Genomic DNA, 16,869 nt, shown 5'->3' on the forward strand with positions numbered 1-16,869 from the left:
CTCCTGGGTCACCGACCACTCTGCACGGCTGGCGCGCCCGCGTACGGCACCAGCCGGCCCCTCCCCCGATCCCGCCGGTCGACGGCCCCGTGCCCGTCGACGAGGACGACCCCCGGGTGCGTTACCACGCCCAGCTCAGCCTCGTCGAAACCACCGACATCGCCACAGGCATGAAGACCGCACGGCGGATGCTGCGCCTCAACGGCGAACGCCGCCACCCCTGCCAGCACGTCGCCATCGACAGCGACTGCCGCGGTACTGGCAAACGCACCCTGCTGCACCACATCGGGCTGGCCCACCAGGGACGCCGCGAGAATCGGCCACCATGAAGCCGACATTGTGCCGGTTCGCCGCGTACTCGGGACCGGGGTCCCCGAGGGTGACCTCGGCCGTTGCCGTCCGGCCGTCGCGCTGGTAGGTCAGCGTCACCCGGTCGCCGGGCTTGTGGGTCCAGATCTCGCCGATCAGGGTCGGGCCGCTGTCGATCACGGTGTCGTTGAACTTCGTGATGACATCGCCCGCCCTGAGGCCGGCCCGGTCCGCGGGGCCGTCCTTCGACACGGCTGCCGTACCGTCCGCCCCCTGGTCGGAGATGACCGCGCCGCCGGTCTTCTCGTCCATGCTGACCGTGGCTCCGATCACCGGGTAGACCGGCTTGCCGGTCTTGATCAACTGCTGGGCGACGTTCGTCGCCTGGTTGATCGGAATCGCGAAGCCGAGGCCGATGGAGCCCGCCTGGGTCTGGCCGACGCTGCTGCCGGTCGACTGGATGGCCGAGTTGATGCCGATGACCGCACCGCGCGCATCGAGCAACGGGCCGCCGGAGTTGCCCGGGTTGATCGAGGCGTCGGTCTGCAGGGCGCTCATGTACGAGTTGCTGCCGCCGGAGCCGTCACCGGAGGCGACCGGGCGGTTCTTCGCGCTGATGATGCCCGTGGTGACCGTGTTGGACAGGCCGAACGGGGCGCCGATGGCAATCGTGGAATCGCCGACCGCGACCTCGTCCGAATTGCCGAGGGCCAGCGGAGCGAGCCCCGACGGCGGGTTCTTCAGCTTCAGAACGGCGACGTCGTATCCCTGCGCCCGGCCGACCACCTCGGCGCCGTACTTCTTGCGAGGTCGCGCGGGTTGGCGGTGACCTCGGCGAGCAGCCCCTGCCAGATGGTGGGGACGGCGGCCACGGCATCGACGACAGCCGCATCCCCGTCGTCTGCGTCAACGCCCCGCCCGAACCCGGCACATCCGCCGACTGGTCCGCGGCCCTGGCCGTCTTCCTCGGCTGGGATCTGTACCGCCCGGACACCGAGCAACGGCCCGTACAGCGCATGAAGGACTTCACCGGGCCTGCGGTCCACGTGATGCGCCATGCCCGTACGGAGGTCTGCCTGATCGACGGAATCGACCGGCTGCGGCCCGAGGACCTGCAGCCGACGTTCGACTACCTCGCCGACGAACTGGGCCTGACCGTCTTCTGGAGCGGCATCGGCTCCAGCGACATCCTGCGTGAGGCCCGCGCCGCCCGCTTCCCCGCCCTCAGACGCCTCACCGAGGCTACCGCCCCCATCCGGCCACGCTCAGTCCCCACACTCTGGGTCAACCGGCTCCCGCCTCGCTGCACGGAACACCCCGACGAATGGGCCGGCACCCTGGCCACCCTCGACAGCCTGCTGCGGCTACGGCACCACAAACTCGGCAGCCTCCTGGACCACGAGGAAGAGCTCTACCGCATCACCGACGGACTCATGGAACACCTCACCCCGCTGATCGGTATGGCCGCCCAACTCTCCATCCTCGACCGCACCGAAACCCTCACCCGCGATGTCCTGCACGACGCCGCCCGCTACCTCGACCTGCCTCTCGGCTGACGGCGTCGGCGCCATCCGTGGCGACAGCCCCGCACGCAGGTCCTGTTCAGCAGGCGTGGCGAGGTTCATCGGCGTGACATCGCAGCACCGGCGCGGCCGGTGGCGCTGGGCTGTGCCGGGGAGTGCGGGTGCGTGTGCCACATGCCCAGGAAGTGGCTGATGCTGCCGGTGTCTTCCGTCCGGCGGCGAGGTGGACGCTGACACCGTGCTGGAAGTAGGCCTCGGTCAGCGGAGAGTCCGGGGGCGGGCTGGTCGCCTCGCCGACGAAGATCACGCCGCTGGCCTCGTCGACGAGCAGGGTGCCTCCCGTGGCCATTCACGTCTGTCCCTGCAGCTGCGACGACGGCATGCTGCCGCCTGGCCGGGCGCCTCGACGGGAGGGTGGGGGTGACCGTACGACCCGTCTGTGACGGCACGCCATAATGCTCCTGTTATAGGAGGGGTCGTGAGTCTGTCGTTTTCTCACCAGTTCAACGTGCAGGCGGTCGCAGCGGAAGGTGGTCCCGCCCGGTTCGGGACGAATGTGCTGGCCGGCCTCGTCGACGGGATCGACACGTTCCGGAACGAGTTGGAGCAACAGCGGCGCTCACGCAGCCTTGGGGCCGGGATGCTCGGGGCGTTCTTGTGGGTGGACGACACTGAACTGCTGCGCCGGATAGCCGGGTTCCCGTCCGCATGCGTGGTGGTCAGTAAACAGTCAAGGGGCCCACGGTCCCTGGAGAGACTGCGCAAGGTGGCCAACGCGGTGAAGGGCGCGGCCGGCTTCCCCGCTCGGGCGCTGCCCAATCTGGAGGGACTGAGCCTCCATGAGGACGGCGCGGCGCCTGTACTCGGTCCCGGCTCTGCGTCACCGGACATCCAGCTGCCTGCGCTACGCAGCCTCGGTTACCGCAAGGCCGGTGATCATCTCGTTCCGATCCTGCACACCAAAATGTTGCTGCTGGGTGAGCTGTGGCGGCACGACGAAGACGGGTTGGGCGGGGTGGCCGATGTCATCGGCTTCCGGCCCAGCCGGCTGTGGCTGGGAAGTGCCAACGGCACGGAAAGCTCCCGCCGCAGCCTGGAGTTCGGGCTGTGGACACGGGACCCCGGTCTCATGAAGGCCGCGCAGAAGTTCCTGGTCGAGGTCGTTGCCCAGTCCGAGGAGCTGGATCCCGACAGCAACATCCTGACCCCAGACCTGGTTGAACCGGACTACGACGACGAGGAGATGTGGGAGGCGCTCACCACGCTCAGCGACGGCTCAACCGATGACGGCCACAAGGACGACGTATGACGGGGACGAGCGAAACCATCGCCCCCGGGTCGCCTCGCTTCGCCCTGCACACCCTGGGCTGGCGCGCCTTTCAGGACCTGTGCGCAGCTGTGCTGCGGGAGGTGTGGGGACAGTCCGTACAGGCGTTCGCGGACTCCAACGACGGGGGCAGAGACGGCGCCTTCTACGGCACCTGGCAACCGCCCGACGAGCCCGGAGGCGTGCAGGATGTGCCGCCGGGCCCCTTTGCGCTGCAGTGCAAGCACACCAAGAAGGCGGATGCCACACTCGCCCCGTCGGAACTCGAGGACGAATTCGCCAAGGTCCGTGCCTTGGTTAAGCGCGGGGTATGCGCGACCTATGTGCTGCTGACCAACGCCCGGGTCAGCGGCCTGTCCGAGGAAAAGATCCAGCGGCGACTACGCGCCTGCGGGGTGGCACACCCCCTGGTCCTCGACGGGCAGTGGCTGAGCGACATGATCGCCTCACATCGAGAGCTGCGGATGTTCGTCCCCCGTGTCTATGGACTCGGTGACCTGTCACAGATTCTCGACGAACGCGCCTACACCCAGGCCTCAGTGCTGATGAAGTCCGCGCCGGAACAGGTCTCCACGTTCGTCGTCACCAGCGCCTACCGCAAGGCCGCCCGCGCACTGCGCGACCACGGCTTCGTACTGCTGCTCGGCGACCCGGCCGTGGGCAAATCCGTCATCGCCCTGATGCTGGCCATCAGCGCCGCCGACAACTGGAGCTGCGTGGCCATCAAGCCGCGCACCTCCGACGAACTGGTACAGCGCTGGAACCCGCACGAGAAGGACCAGTTCTTCTGGCTCGATGACGCCTTCGGCGCCGTCCGCCATGAGGAGATCCTCACCCACGCCTGGGCACGGGACCTGCCGCACGTGATGAGCGCCGTGAAGAACGGGGCCCGGGTCGTGCTGACCTCCCGCAACTACATCTACAACGAGGCCCGGCCCCTGCTGAAACCGTATGCCTACCCCCTGCTGCACGAACAGCAGGTCACCGTCGATGTCGCCGACCTCGCCCGCACGGAGCGGCAGCAGATCCTCTACAACCATCTCGCTGCGGGCGATCAGCCGGCGGACGTGCTCAGCCGGATGAAACCGCACCTCGAAGCCGCAGCCGACGCCGAGCCGTTCCGCCCCGAAGCCGCACGGCGCCTCGGACTCCAGGCATTCACCACGGGGCTGTCCCTGACCCGCGAGAGCATTACGTCCTTCATGGCCCGGCCCCGGCAGCTCCTGATCGATGTCTACGACCAACTGGACGTACACGCCCACGCAGCCCTCGCCCTCGTGTACGCCACAGGTCAGGACAAGGGGCTGCCCAGCCCCCTCGCCCTCGATCCGGCCCAGCGCGACATCATCGATCGGGCTGGCGCCGCCCCCGGCGCCGCCAGCCGGGCCATGACCACGCTGACCGGCACCTTCCTCACCGAGGCGACCGCCCTTGACGGGCAGGCGTACTGGTCATTCCACCACCCCACTCTCCGGGAGGGCTTCGCCACCTGGCTGACCACCCAGGCCCACTTGCTGCCCATCGTCCTCACCGGCATGACCGACCGGGCCCTGCTCTCCCGCACGGACTGCCTGCCCACCGGCAGCGAACAGCGCCAGGGCACTCTCCTGCGTATCCCGCCGCCTCTGTACCAGGCGACGGCCAAACGGATCTCCGCGTTGCGCCGACATCGCCGCAGTCCTCTGAGGGATTGGCAGGAGGAGTACGAGCGTCGACAGAGCGTCTTCTCCTACTTGTCGCGGGACAGCAGCGACGGCTTCCTACGCGCCTACCTCATGGAAGATCCCGATCTCCACTCGGTGCTCATGGACTTCGGCACGCCGGCCAACGACGACATCCGCTCGCGGGTACTGGCCCGCCTCCACCGCGCCGGTTTGCTCCCCGAAGACATCCGGCAGCAGGCGATCGCACGTATGACGGACCTAGCCGTCATGGCACCCGACGCCTCGTGGATTGAAGACAACGACTTGCACCATGCCTGGCACGTCCTCCTCACGGAAGAGGAACGCGAGAACCTGTTCGAGCACGTATGCCGTGAACTCGTTCCCCGCCTCGAACAACGGGTATACGACTGGGCCTCGGAGTTCAACGGCGACCCAGACAACGACCCCGTCGACGACGCGCTGTTCTGGTACAGCCAAGCCTTCGAGCGACGGCTGGACGATGACACCGCCGGTGAGTTCGACCGCGCACAAGACATCTACCAACAGATCCGCGAGGATCCGGACGAAGCACACCGCGACTGGGCTCCCGATCCTCTTCCCTACCGACGAGAGACCCCACAGAACAGCCAACCGATCCCAGAACAGCGCAGTCTTTTCGACGACATCGACCACTGACAGACGGCCAGAACGCCGCCCCGGGCCCCGCGTCCGCAGCGTTCCCGTGGCTTCCGTCACGCCCTCCAGCAAGACCCCTGCCAGACACCGCTCCCTGCCGATCACGAGGACGCACACCCGCGGCTCCACAGCGAAGCCGGAACCGGGTGGGCGGCGGGCGTGCATCATCCGCCTCGAACCAACCCAGCCGCACCGGCACGTGCAAGCGAGCAGAGGAAAGGGGTGGTCGTGCATCAGATTTCTCAACATATCTGCAGGCTTCTCACTCAACTTGCAGCAGTACAGGTCAAACACCCTTACGACGTGACAGAACAGGACCACGACATGTCTCATCCGCCTGCAACACCCCAGGTCAGAGGCATACCTCCGCTACAACAAAAATGAGAACTCACACCAGGCAGTCACCGCACGGCCGTCCCTGATCGTCACCGGCCCCGCCGGCGCCGGGAAGACCACCGCGCTGCTCCAGGTCGGTCGTGCCTGCCACCTCGCCCACACCCGACGCCACGGCCCCACAGCCACAGCCGGGCAGGTGCCTGTCGCCTACGTCCTGGTCCCGCCCGCCGCCAGCGCCAAGACCCTGGCCACCGAGTTCGCCCGCTACCTCGGCATCCCCGTCGCCGCCGGCATGTCCCAGGTCCAGATCACCAACGCGGTCTGCCACACCTACACCGCTGCCGGCGTCCAGCTGGTGATGATCGACGAGGTCCACCGGCTCAACCCCCGCACCACCACCGGCGCCCAGAGCGCCGACCTGATCAAAGACCTCACCGAACGCATCGGCGCCACCTTCGTCTACGCCGGAATCGACGTCACCACCACACCTCTGTTCACCGGGGTGCGCGGTGCGCAGCTCGCCGGACGCGCTTCCCTCATCGACTGCGCCGCCTTTCCCGCCCGCCTCGGTGAGAGCGAACCCTTCCGCGACCTCATTACCGCCATGGAAGGCGCGCTCGACCTGCGCCACCACCGGCCCGGAACTCTCCCCCAACTGGCCCCGTACCTGCACGAACGCACCGCCGGCCGTATCAGCAGCCTCGCCCGCCTCATCCGCCAGGCCGCCATCGCTGCCCTACTCGACGGCACCGAACGCATCACCAGAACCAGCCTCGAAGCCATCCGCCTGGACCACCTCGCCGAACAGCACTACCGACCCCACACCCGGCCCCGAAGCCGCAGCGCCAGCACCCTGTGAGCCGGACAGACGTTACGGACCGTGCCGTAGCAGAGGCCGGCGCCCCACAGTGCAGCGCCGTCACCGCAAGGGCATGGCTGCAGGTCCCGGCAGCCGCGCCGGGCGTGTTCCGAGTACGGCCGCTGCCCGGCGAAGCGACCGCCTCGTACGCCCAACGTATCGCTATGTCCTATCAGCTGACTCTGCCCCAGCTCCTCGACGGGGCTGGTATCGCCCTCCACGGCCACGGCACACTGCCGGCAGCCGAACTCCACCTCAACCACAACGCGGCCCGGCACCTCGCTGCCCTCGCCCGGGTCCCACTCCCCAACCTCCTGCGTGCCTTGCCCCGCCCCGCCCTCAACGACACCGCCCCCAGCGCCGAGGCCGCCGCACGCTGGAAGCGGCTCAACGCCGCACAGCAGCCCGTCCGCGCCTGCACCCTGTGCACCCACCACCGCAGCCACGGCACCACCGACACCGCCTGGGTTCACCCACCGCCGCACCGGCTGGTGTGCCCGCGTCACCACCAAGCCGCCCCCGACCCACGGCTTGCCTCCCCCATCCACACGTGGGCCGTGCCCCAACTCGCGGCCGCGCGCCACGCCCACCAGCGCCTGCTACGACATCCCGGCGCCGCTACCGCCTGGACCGCGGCACGCGCCATCACCACCCGCTGGTACGACCACCAGCAACATCTCACCCACCGCTGGCACACCCGCCTGACCCGACTCTGCGCGGGCAACCCCCACCTGGCCACCACGGGCAGCGCCTCCCCCGCACTCCTCGCGCGCGACCTGGTGATCTACCCGGAAACCGTCGCCCTCACCCGCGCACTCGCCACCCTGCCGAACCGGCCACACCGCACCACCAACGACGCCCTCGGCCTCATCGCTCACCGGTTGAACCTCACCCACCTGACCCCCAGCGCGAACGACCCCCTCCGTATCTTCCTCACCCACACACACCACTGACCAGCCAAACCGCGCTTTGAAGCCCGGATAGAACGCAGCCGCCTATAGACGCACCACTACATCAACGGGAAACCCAAGATCATTCCCACACAGCCACCGGACCGCAGGCCAAACGCCCGAACAACCAAACCGAACGCGATCCCAGGCCACACCCATCACACCCGAACACAGCCACTTCAGCCGTCCCGAGTCCCACTCCAAAGACGGAACACCAGACCAAAGCAGCCCAACCCCCTGAACATCACTGCTCCGTCACAGTTGCCGAGGTGTGGAGTCGGCTGCGCGCCGGCCACGGACAGGTATCCGCCAAAGAATTGGCCGCTGCCACGGGCCGCGGCAGTCGGCGGCTCCAGGTGCTGCTCCGCGAGCAGATCGGACTGCCGTCGCGAACCGCCAGCCGAATACTGCGGTTTCAACGGGCGCTCACCTTACCGACTGGTGCCTGCAGGTCGCTGGCTGACCGGGCGGCTGTGTGTGGCTACTACGACCAGGCACACATGAACCGCGACTTCCGCGACCTTGCCGGACTCACCCCGGCACAGCTATGCCTTCTCACCGACCGTGCCGTTTCCCGAGGCAGGGCTCCTATCGAAGGACGGCTGGCCAATGTCTTCGATCATTGAAGCCGTCGTGGGCCCGTCGACGGTCCGGTGCGACTTTCCGCCGGGACCGCCACGACATCCTCCGGTGACCGCTCCCGGCGGGGCCGGTTCGCCGCCGGCGGGCTGCGTTCGGCACGCTACCGACGGGACATTTCGGCCCCGACCGAACCGTCCTGCACTGGAACGTCAGGCCCGGTCCGGCAGCAGTTCCGCGTTGAGTACGGCGATGCCCGCCTCGCCCTCCTCGAACAAGGCGATCAGCTCCTCGGGCCCGGCATCCGGACCGGCGGTGTGGTCGACGAGGAGGACCGGCTGGAACTCCCCGCCCTGCTCGACGGGGACGAAGCCGGTGGTCAGCTCGCGGCGGAGCAGGACGACCCGGTCGGCGTCGAGCGGATCGGAGGGCAGTGCTCCGGACAGTACGCGCCCCTCCTCCGGGCGCGCCCGGAGGCTGTGAGCGAGGACGTCCCGGCGGGCGAGGAGCGTCACCGCGAGCCGGTCACCGGTCCGCTCGTAGCGGGCGGCCAGATCCTCCGGCAGCAGATAGAAAACGCCCTCCTCACCCTCGTGCCCCCGGTCGAGAAGAAGCCGCGCCAGCCGGGCTCCGGGCTCGTCGGCGTGCGAACCGAGCCCCAGAAGCACATCACGCCCACCGGGCCCGAGGGAGGGCACCGCCCCGATCCACAGCTCGGCGGAGCCCTCCGGGGCCTGCTGGATGTCGTCGTCCTTCGTCATGGCGGCGATCCAAGCACACGGCACCGACAGGCCGTTGTCAGTGCGCTGCTCGCGGCGCAGCGCCCGGGGGTGACCCGGTGACCACCTCGTACGCCCCGAAGGAGCCCCTGCCCGCGCTCTCGGCGGATCTGCGGCCCCTGGCGGTGGAGGCGCTCGACCGGATCCTCACCAAGGAGTCTTGGACTGCTCGGCGATCGCGTGGTCGCGGGTGGGCACCAGGGTGCCGTCCACGATGAGCACGGTGTCCTTCGCGAACCGCTTGCGGGGATGCAGCGCGAGTGACGGGCCGAGGTCGTCGCTGATGCGGTCGGCTGCGGACTTCGGAACGCCGAAAGGCGAAGCAAGTTGACGCAACGTCAAGTTCGTGCGGCAGTGGGCCGCCACGAGCAGCACCCGGTCCTCCAGGGGAAGAGACCACGGGCGGCCCTTACGGACCGGATCCTGGAAAACACCATCAAGATCACACCAGCCGAGGAGAACGAGCGGCCTGTGAAACGGACGCAAGATGCAAAGTGGGCGGTCAACCTGGCACTCGGTTCACAACGCCGTGAGGACGAAGGTCAGCAGCGCCAGGGACAGGGTGGCGCTGCCTGCGAAGGCCACGGCACCACGCAACAGGGCGGTGGCGTAGGTGGCTCCGTCGATGCGAGCGAGCAGGCCGGCTGCGGCTCCGACGAGCGTGCAGAAAAGCGCGACGACCGAGAGGAGGAGGACCAGGAGCATCAGGTGGTTGGTGGAGGTGTTCATGCCTTCTTCCCGAGGTGGTTGACGACGGCGACTTCGATGAACTTCGCGGTTTTGGTGTTCACAGGGGTTCAGGCCGAACAAAGATGAATGAAGACGGTCGCCCAAGAGAGGAGAAGCAGGACATGGAGGAGGTGCACGAGGATCCGTTGGCGGAGCTCGCGCTGCGGCTGCGCACCCTTAAGACACAGCGAGGCCTGCAGATGGCTGGGCTGCAGCAGCGGACAGGGCTAGGGCGAACAACGGTCAGCCAAGCGCTGAGCGGTCATAAGGTGCCATCCGAGGCCACGCTGGTGATCTTGGCTAAGGCGCTGGGTACGGAGGTAGTCCCGTTGCTGGCCTTACGCCGCGCCGCCGCGTGCATGCCGCAGGTGGGGGAGGGCTCTCCGAGAAGAGTGCTTCGTAGGTCGGTGCGGCCGACGGTGCAGCCTTCGTTCGAGGAGCGGTACCTCAGCTACGTCGCGGAGCGGCATTCCCGGCTGACTGTCGTAGGGCTGGACCTGAGCCGGCCAGAACGTGCACACTGGCCGCTGGACGCGGCGTACTTGAGCTTGGAACTGGCGGAGCAGCCAGAGAGTTGGCCTTCGAGTAGCGAGGAGGCGGACCGGCCATCCGTTGTGGTGAAGCGTGCAGAGAACGCGTTGGCCAGCTGTCGACGGGTACTTCTGCGAGGGCTCGCCGGCAGCGGAAAGACAACGCTGCTGCAGTGGTTGGCTGTCGCCACAGCGCGCGATGAGCTGCCGGATGAACTGGCGGACTGGCGGGGGAAGATTCCGTTCGTCCTGCCGCTGCGCACACTGGTGCGGCGTGGGCCCCTTCCGGAGCCACATGAGTTCCTCTCTGCGGTCGGAACACCTCTGGCCAGCTCCCAGCCTGAGGGATGGGCCGATGGCGTGCTCGCCAGAGGTGAGGCCCTGGTCCTGGTCGACGGCATCGACGAAGTCCCCCAGGAGGATCGGGCTGCCACACGGGACTGGCTTGAACAGCTCTTGGCGGCCTACAAGGACGCATACTTTGTGGTCACCACCCGGCCGTCAGCGGTTCCCGAAGGTTGGCTGGCTTCGTCGCGCTTCACCGAATTGTCCGTACGGCCCATGAGTGCCGCTGACACGGGCATGTTCGTCGGTCGGTGGCATACCGCTGCCCGGCACAGTGCGGCGACCGACACCGAACGCTCGCAGCTGCGTGATCTCGAAGCAGTGCTCCTGGTGACGGTACGTGCTCAGCGTGACCTGGCACAGTTGTCCAGCACTCCCCTGATGTGTGCGCTTATCTGTGCGCTGCACCGGGACCGCCGCGGTCATCTGCCTCATAGTCGTATGGAGCTCTACGAGGCAGCACTGTCGATGCTCCTCGTGCGCCGTGACCTTGAGCGCAGCATCGACGTCCCAGAGGGCATTCAGCTCACCGAGCACCAGAACGTCCAGCTTCTTCAGCGTCTGGCCTACTGGCTCATCCGCAACCGCCAGACAGAGATGGGCCGGGCAACCGCGCTGGCCCTAGTCAGTGACGCGCTGCCGGCCATGCAGGCCGTGGCCGAGCAAGGCACTGCCGACCAGGTTCTGACTCACCTGGTTGGACGCAGCGGGCTCCTGCGCCAGCCCACCATGGACACCATCGACTTCGTGCACCGCACTTTCCAGGACTACCTCGGGGCCAAGGCCGCCATCGAAGCCCACGACTTCCCACTCCTGGTCAACAACGCCCACGATGACCAGTGGGAGGACGTCGTACGCATGGCTGCCACCCACGCCAGGCCAGTCGAAAGCGCCGATCTGCTACGGCGCCTCGTCGAACGCGGTGATGCTGAGAACCAGCACCGTCCCAGGCTCCACCTCCTGGCGGCAGCCAGCCTGTACTACGCGACCGAAATCGAGCCCGACACTCGCAGACTGGTCGAACAGCGTGCGCGTGTCCTGATGCCTCCCCGCTCCGCGGAGGAGGCGGAGGCGCTTGCCGCGCTGGGGCCGGGCGTCTTGGAGCTGCTGCCGGGGCCCCAAGGCCTGGAAGACGATGAAGTGGGTCCCGTCATCGAAACTGCAGCCGCCATCGGCGGCGACCAGGCCTACGCCTTCCTCTACCGCTTCGTACAGTCCATGCCTTCTGACGCAACGCCCTCCGCGCTATTCCGGCGCTGGGAGCACTTCGAGGCTGATCAATACGCCCGCGACTTACTGCTCCCCCTTCCGGATCAGGAACGTCTGTTTCTGGAAGTACACACCGCTGATCAGCTGAACGCGCTGCGACTCCTGAAACCCATCACCAACGTCGCCTTCCGAGGGAAGTTCACCGCAGGCGAGATCGTCGAACACCTCTCACCTGAACACACCGAAACTCTGCGGATCTACTCCGGCCAATTACTCCAAGACTTAAATTTCGCTCGCGGATTGCCAGCCCTAAAGGAACTAACCATCTCCGAATGCACCCAAATCACAGAGATAGAAGAACTTGCAGGACTTCCGTTGCTCAATTTGAGCCTCCTTCACTTACCGGACGAATTCTCCTTTGACGCATTGGATTCCCTGCCCAAAATAACCAATCTTACCCTCTACACGCGTCTGCCCTGGGAAACCCTGGCGGAACTGCCAGCACCCAAAGGTCTGACGCGGCTAGAGCTTGGCGGCTGGGTCGGCACACGCTTGGCCGGCATCTCCAGGTGGCAGCAACTGCAGGAGTTAGTAATTAACGCCGCACCCAGCAGCGGAGAGTGGCAAGAACTTTCCACGCTCCCCCGCCTGACTGAGCTGTGCATTTCAGAATACGACCTCAACCACGCCGCCCCAATGCCCAGCATCACCTATCTCCGCCTTCTCCCAAATTCAGAAATACAGCTGGATCTAGTCCCGGACCTCTTCCCAAATCTCGAAAGCTTCTTCATTAACTGTCGCTCGGCACGAACTTCCATGATTGACATCACTCCACTGAGCCATATCGAGGGAATCCAGATCTCCATCAGCTACGCAAGCAATGTCGTCGGTCTCGGAAAATTCGCCCCAGACGCAGTCAGGCTGTACCCGCGACCGCGGACAGCAAGCAGTTGAGGTGTTCGCACAGCCTCGTCCAGGACCACGCCGATGTCGTGCAGATAGAGGCTGAGCAGATAGTCGGCCAGCGGTGACGAGCCTGCCCTGGCCTCGTGAGAGGGCGCGCGAGTTTCGTGCTTGGTAGGGGTCTGTCAAACGAGCGGCTCTGTTCGTCGGTGGTGACGGTGCGTTCTCCTTATTGCAGGAGGATGCGGTGACGGAGGAGGTCGAATCCTGCTCGGCCGCGCATCTGCCGCATGATCTTCTTGGTTCGGGTATTGACGCCGGCGTTGTCACGTTGGTGCGGTGTTGATCGATTGAGGGCGTGTCAGGGTGTGTAGGGGTCGGGTGGGGGGGCTTGGCTTACGCTGCGATGGGCTGGTCGGTGGCGCCGGTGATCTCGTCCCAGATGGCGAAGCGGGTGGTCGTCTCGGTGTGGTATTCGGTGGCGGTCATCAGGTGGCGGCGTGGTCGGAAGTGCGGTGAGATGCCGCTGAACGCGGACAGGAACCGCTGGGCCCCGCCGGTACTGCGGAAGCCCTTCATCGCGCGTTCGCGCTGCCTCGTCGGCTGATGACTGTTCTCGGCCCGGTTGTTCAGACCCTTGTGGGAGCGATGCTCGACGGAGGGCATGACCTCGCGGTGGGCCGCGCCGTAGGAGCGCAGCTTGTCGGTGACAACCACCCTCGGCACCGAGCAGGTCTTCTTGAGCAGTTTGCGGAAGAACCGCCTGGCCGCAGCGGTGTCCCGCCGGTTCTGGACCAAAATGTCGAGCACGTTGCCATCGGCGTCGACGGCCCGCCACAGGTACTTCAGCTCACCGTTGATCCTGAGGAAGACCTCGTCCAGGTGCCACTTGTCGCCCGGCTGCACACGCCGGCGGCCCAGGCCGTTGGCGTAGGCCTGCCCGAACTTCGTACACCAGCGGCGGACCGTCTCGTGGGAGACGATCACGCCGCGCTCGAGCATCAGCTCCTCGACCTCGCGGAACGACAGCAGGAAACGGAAGCACAGCCACACGCAGTGCGCAATGATCTCCACCGGGTACCGGTGCCCCCTGTACGACGGCGGCGCGCTGTCCACGGACGCCCCCTCCCAGCACGACCAACCAGAAGATCATCCCAGGCCGGTCAGTCAACGTGACAGTGCCGCTCCACGCCTTGCGCGCGATCGAACAGTTCTACAACTCCCATCGGCCGCATCAGGGCATCGCGAATGCCCGCCCGCTGTATCCATTGCCCACGCCGATCACTGTTCCGGACGAGATCGCCCGCCTCGACATACGCCGCCGCGATCGCCTCGGCGGCATTCTCCACGAGTACCGACATGCCGCATGACCTCAATGGATGACGTTTTCGGCAAGGGCAACGTCAGTCGCATGGGAACCACGCTACTCGCCCGGCGCACAGGGCTCAGGCCCCGGCGGATTCGCGCGGGGGCCTGAACGGTTTTGACCGGTTGATAGTCAGCGGGGGTTGTCGTTGACCATCGTGCGGGAGATTCCTTTCTGCTACTCCGGCGGCGAATCGACGATGGCGTCCCAGTAGCCCGCTACATCGGACGCGTCGATCCGCAGGTAGGCAGGGCCGTTGGAGCCGTCGTCAGCGTGCGCGGGTGCGGTGGCGGCCAGTGCGCCGAGGGACAGGGCCACGGCCCCGATGATGCGGTGTGTGGTGTTCATAGCGGATGTAACTACGAGGCTGGCAGACGGTTACGGGGCCGCAGTCCGTCAGTTGGGCTCACCCCCATGTCCTTCGAGTTAGCCGGGGAGGACACCTAACTTGCCTTACTTGCCTGACAAGCAAGCAACGACCTGACTTCTAGGGATAGTTGACAGACCTAGATAACGATCGTCGGCGCCGGGGTCCTCGGGCGGGTGCTCGGCGTCTCGGTAGCGGGGCAGGCGGTAGACGGCCTCGGCGTACGGCGCAGGGGCATTGCATAGTCGCGATCGGTCCGGTTCGTCTGCCTCATGCGTGACGTGGCGTCATGTCCCGGCCTGGTCTGAGATGCCCCCGGGAAGCAGAGCAGGCACGGTGCCGGTGATCATGTGGTTGTCGGCGATCAGGCAACGACCTGGGCCCTGGCCGACCACAGCTAACCTCGCCGTTTCGGGTGGGCTGAAGCGGCGTCGCTGATGACCAGCTGTGGGGTGGTCAAGGCATATTGATCCTCTGCGAGCTCTTATTCGGGTACATGCTCCGGGACAGTGCAACGAGCCGGGAGGTTGCGGACGGCCGAGAGGAGGAGAGGGATGGTGCTGGCCAGGAGGACGAGTACACCGCTGAGCAGGAGTGTTTCGGCTATGCCGATGTGAGCAGCCACCGGGCCTGCCACGGCGAGGCCCAGGGGCGTGCAGATAAAGGAGACCAGCGAGTCATATGAGCTGATCCGGGACATGGACTGCTCGGGAACATGAGTGTGGACCGTGGTTCTCCACAGGACCTCGAACACATCAATGCAGATGCCAGCCACCAGCATGCTGGTGGCGATCAGCCAGGTTGGGGAGCCCCCGGCGAGGAACAGGTAGGCCGGGAAGAAGCCGAAGGTGACGAAAACGCCCGTACGCAGGGGGTAACGGGGACGGATGCGGATCGCGATCAGGCTGCCGAGGACGAAACCGGCCGAGTGGGCGCCGAGAACGACCGACCAGGCGACCGCCCCGCCCAGCTCCTGCTTGGCCACCGCCGGGCCCAACACCATGATGGCTCCTCCGAAGGAGGCGTTGACGATGGCGAACTGGCCTACGACCGGCCACATCCAGCGCAGGGAGGAGAACTCTGTCCAGCCGCTGCGCAGTTCGCTGAGGAGACTGGTCGGCGCCTCTGTCGCGGTGAGTGCCCGCGATGCCGTACGAGGGCGGCTGAACATCAGCAGCACGGCGGACAGGAAGTAGGTGGCGGCGTCGGCCGCCAAGGCCCAGCCAGGCGCGACGGCCGCGACGAGTACTCCGCCGGCGAACACGCCTCCGATACGCGAGAGGTTGGCCGCTAGGCGCAGCAACGCATTCGCAGGCTGAATGCGTTCGGCGTCGACGAGCTGGGGTACGAGCGCGGTGGCGGCTGGTTGGCTGACAGCGGAGGACGCGCCGTTGACGGCGGCGAGGACGATCAGAAGGTTCATCGGCACGCTGCCGTGCAGAAACAGGGCGGCGGTGAGCGCTTGGGAGCATCCGGCGGCGGTCTCCCCCACGATGATCAGACGCTGGCGGGGGAACCGGTCCGCGAGGACTCCGCCCAGCAGAATCAGACCGAGCTGAGCGACTGTGCGGGTCCCCAGCAGTAGTCCGAGTTGGGACGGGGAGCCGTCAGGCAAGGCCAGCACGGCGAAGGCGAGGCCCAGCGGTGCGATGACGTTGCCCGTCAGGGACGATGTGCGGGCGAGGAAGAACAGGAGGAAATTCCGCTCCCGCAGCAGGCTGAGATCACCTTTCATGAGCTGCCATGGGCGCTGGGAGGTTCAGCTCTCATGGCACGTTCGAGGATGTCCGCGATGACTTCGCTCTTCGCGTCGGCGTAGTGCTGCATGTACGTCCATGTCCGCTGTGCGAGGTCCCTTTTGGTTCGGGCGTAGAGGTCGCGATCGTTCGTGTGGGCGCGCAGCCAGTCGCGGAAAAGGATCATGCGCTGAATCTCGGGGCAGCCGGTGGAGAGCACGTGCAGATTGGCTGATTCGGCACTGGGCGCGAGGTCGGGCTTGCGCAGGACGCGGTGCTCATACCAATCGGGCTCCCGGACCGCGAGCGCGTAACCGAGGGGAGCCAGGCTGGGCACGTAGGCGGATTCGTCGGCGGAGTCGGGAACGATCAGCAGGATGTCGATGACCGGTTTGGCGGGCAACCCGGGTACCGAGGTGGACCCTGTGTGTTCGATCCGGTGTGGCAGCGCGCCCAGCTCGTCGCTCATCCGGCGGGCCTCCTCCGCGAACGCGGCGGCCCATTCCGGCGTGTACTCCATCAGCTTGATGTTGCTGTTGAGTAGGGGGGGCGTCTTCAGGTTCGCCGCTTCGATCTCCTCGTCAGTCATCGAGACGCGGGGGATCTCCTGCTCTTGACGTTCCTGTGGCATCATGACATTTCGTCCTTGTTCGGTTCGCTTGTCAACTCCAATAGGCTAGAGG

Annotated in this window: 15 protein-coding genes and 2 pseudogenes; 7 read left to right on the top strand and 10 right to left on the bottom strand. The window is 66.5% G+C overall.

Annotated elements, in window-relative coordinates; genetic code table 11:
* Positions 1-198: 198 nt before the first annotated feature.
* Positions 199-1,095 (bottom strand): trypsin-like peptidase domain-containing protein, encoded by an 897-nt coding sequence (locus OG978_RS00060; protein ID WP_442817626.1) that lies wholly within the window; start codon positions 1,093-1,095, stop codon positions 199-201.
* A gap of 230 nt (positions 1,096-1,325) precedes the next feature.
* Between OG978_RS00060 and OG978_RS00065 the strand changes: the two genes are divergently transcribed.
* The gene (locus OG978_RS00065) at positions 1,326-1,865 is read left to right on the top strand and encodes a hypothetical protein (protein ID WP_326763240.1); all 540 of its coding nucleotides are present in this window, start codon (positions 1,326-1,328) and stop codon (positions 1,863-1,865) included.
* A gap of 46 nt (positions 1,866-1,911) precedes the next feature.
* On the opposite strand, the gene OG978_RS00070 is transcribed toward OG978_RS00065, so the two are convergent.
* Positions 1,912-2,181: a hypothetical protein gene (locus OG978_RS00070; protein WP_326763241.1), complete on the bottom strand. Its 270-nt coding sequence runs from the start codon at positions 2,179-2,181 to the stop codon at positions 1,912-1,914.
* Positions 2,182-2,310: 129 nt separating this feature from the next.
* Here OG978_RS00070 and OG978_RS00075 point away from each other — a divergent pair, with 129 nt between their 5' ends.
* From OG978_RS00075 to OG978_RS48120, 5 genes and pseudogenes are all read left to right on the top strand, one after another.
* On the top strand, positions 2,311-3,141 hold the full coding sequence (locus OG978_RS00075) for a hypothetical protein (protein ID WP_326763242.1): 831 nt from the start codon (positions 2,311-2,313) through the stop codon (positions 3,139-3,141).
* Complete coding sequence (locus OG978_RS00080) at positions 3,138-5,498, top strand: hypothetical protein (protein ID WP_326763243.1); 2,361 nt, start codon at positions 3,138-3,140, stop codon at positions 5,496-5,498. The genes OG978_RS00075 and OG978_RS00080 overlap by 4 nt, the downstream gene beginning before the upstream one ends.
* A 391-nt stretch (positions 5,499-5,889) precedes the next feature.
* Positions 5,890-6,693 (top strand): annotated as a pseudogene (locus OG978_RS00085) (TniB family NTP-binding protein); the annotation flags it as partial.
* 164 nt (positions 6,694-6,857) lie between these two features.
* The gene (locus tag OG978_RS00090; protein ID WP_326763244.1) at positions 6,858-7,646 is read left to right on the top strand and encodes a hypothetical protein; all 789 of its coding nucleotides are present in this window, start codon (positions 6,858-6,860) and stop codon (positions 7,644-7,646) included.
* A gap of 266 nt (positions 7,647-7,912) precedes the next feature.
* On the top strand, positions 7,913-8,269 hold the full coding sequence (locus tag OG978_RS48120) for a helix-turn-helix domain-containing protein (RefSeq protein WP_442817627.1): 357 nt from the start codon (positions 7,913-7,915) through the stop codon (positions 8,267-8,269).
* 165 nt (positions 8,270-8,434) lie between these two features.
* Here the strand turns inward: OG978_RS48120 and OG978_RS00095 are convergent, their stop codons facing one another.
* The 3 genes and pseudogenes from OG978_RS00095 to OG978_RS00105 all read right to left on the bottom strand — a co-directional run bounded on the left by OG978_RS00095 (position 8,435) and on the right by OG978_RS00105 (position 9,730).
* Positions 8,435-8,983 (bottom strand): hypothetical protein, encoded by a 549-nt coding sequence (locus OG978_RS00095; protein ID WP_326763245.1) that lies wholly within the window; start codon positions 8,981-8,983, stop codon positions 8,435-8,437.
* Positions 8,984-9,160: 177 nt separating this feature from the next.
* Positions 9,161-9,424: pseudogene (locus tag OG978_RS00100) on the bottom strand (helix-turn-helix domain-containing protein); the annotation flags it as partial.
* Positions 9,425-9,520: 96 nt separating this feature from the next.
* On the bottom strand, positions 9,521-9,730 hold the full coding sequence (locus OG978_RS00105) for a hypothetical protein (protein WP_326763246.1): 210 nt from the start codon (positions 9,728-9,730) through the stop codon (positions 9,521-9,523).
* Positions 9,731-9,744: 14 nt separating this feature from the next.
* Here OG978_RS00105 and OG978_RS00110 point away from each other — a divergent pair, with 14 nt between their 5' ends.
* Positions 9,745-12,768 carry an NACHT domain-containing protein gene (locus tag OG978_RS00110; protein WP_326763247.1) on the top strand — a complete coding sequence of 1,008 codons (3,024 nt, stop codon included), beginning with the start codon at positions 9,745-9,747 and terminating at the stop codon, positions 12,766-12,768.
* A 345-nt stretch (positions 12,769-13,113) separates the two neighbouring features.
* Here the strand turns inward: OG978_RS00110 and OG978_RS00115 are convergent, their stop codons facing one another.
* From OG978_RS00115 to OG978_RS00135, 5 genes are all read right to left on the bottom strand, one after another.
* Complete coding sequence (locus OG978_RS00115) at positions 13,114-13,833, bottom strand: IS6 family transposase (protein ID WP_326763248.1); 720 nt, start codon at positions 13,831-13,833, stop codon at positions 13,114-13,116.
* 47 nt (positions 13,834-13,880) lie between these two features.
* Positions 13,881-14,078: a hypothetical protein gene (locus OG978_RS00120; RefSeq protein WP_326763249.1), complete on the bottom strand. Its 198-nt coding sequence runs from the start codon at positions 14,076-14,078 to the stop codon at positions 13,881-13,883.
* A gap of 182 nt (positions 14,079-14,260) precedes the next feature.
* On the bottom strand, positions 14,261-14,431 hold the full coding sequence (locus OG978_RS00125) for a hypothetical protein (protein ID WP_326763250.1): 171 nt from the start codon (positions 14,429-14,431) through the stop codon (positions 14,261-14,263).
* Between the two features lie 503 nt (positions 14,432-14,934).
* Positions 14,935-16,185: an MFS transporter gene (locus OG978_RS00130; RefSeq protein ID WP_326763251.1), complete on the bottom strand. Its 1,251-nt coding sequence runs from the start codon at positions 16,183-16,185 to the stop codon at positions 14,935-14,937.
* The gene (locus OG978_RS00135) at positions 16,182-16,820 is read right to left on the bottom strand and encodes a GrpB family protein (RefSeq protein WP_326763252.1); all 639 of its coding nucleotides are present in this window, start codon (positions 16,818-16,820) and stop codon (positions 16,182-16,184) included. Before OG978_RS00135 ends, OG978_RS00130 begins: the two co-directional genes overlap by 4 nt.
* Positions 16,821-16,869: the final 49 nt, after the last annotated feature.

The organism is Streptomyces sp. NBC_01591 (genome assembly GCF_035918155.1).
Classification (GTDB): Bacteria; Actinomycetota; Actinomycetes; order Streptomycetales; family Streptomycetaceae; genus Streptomyces.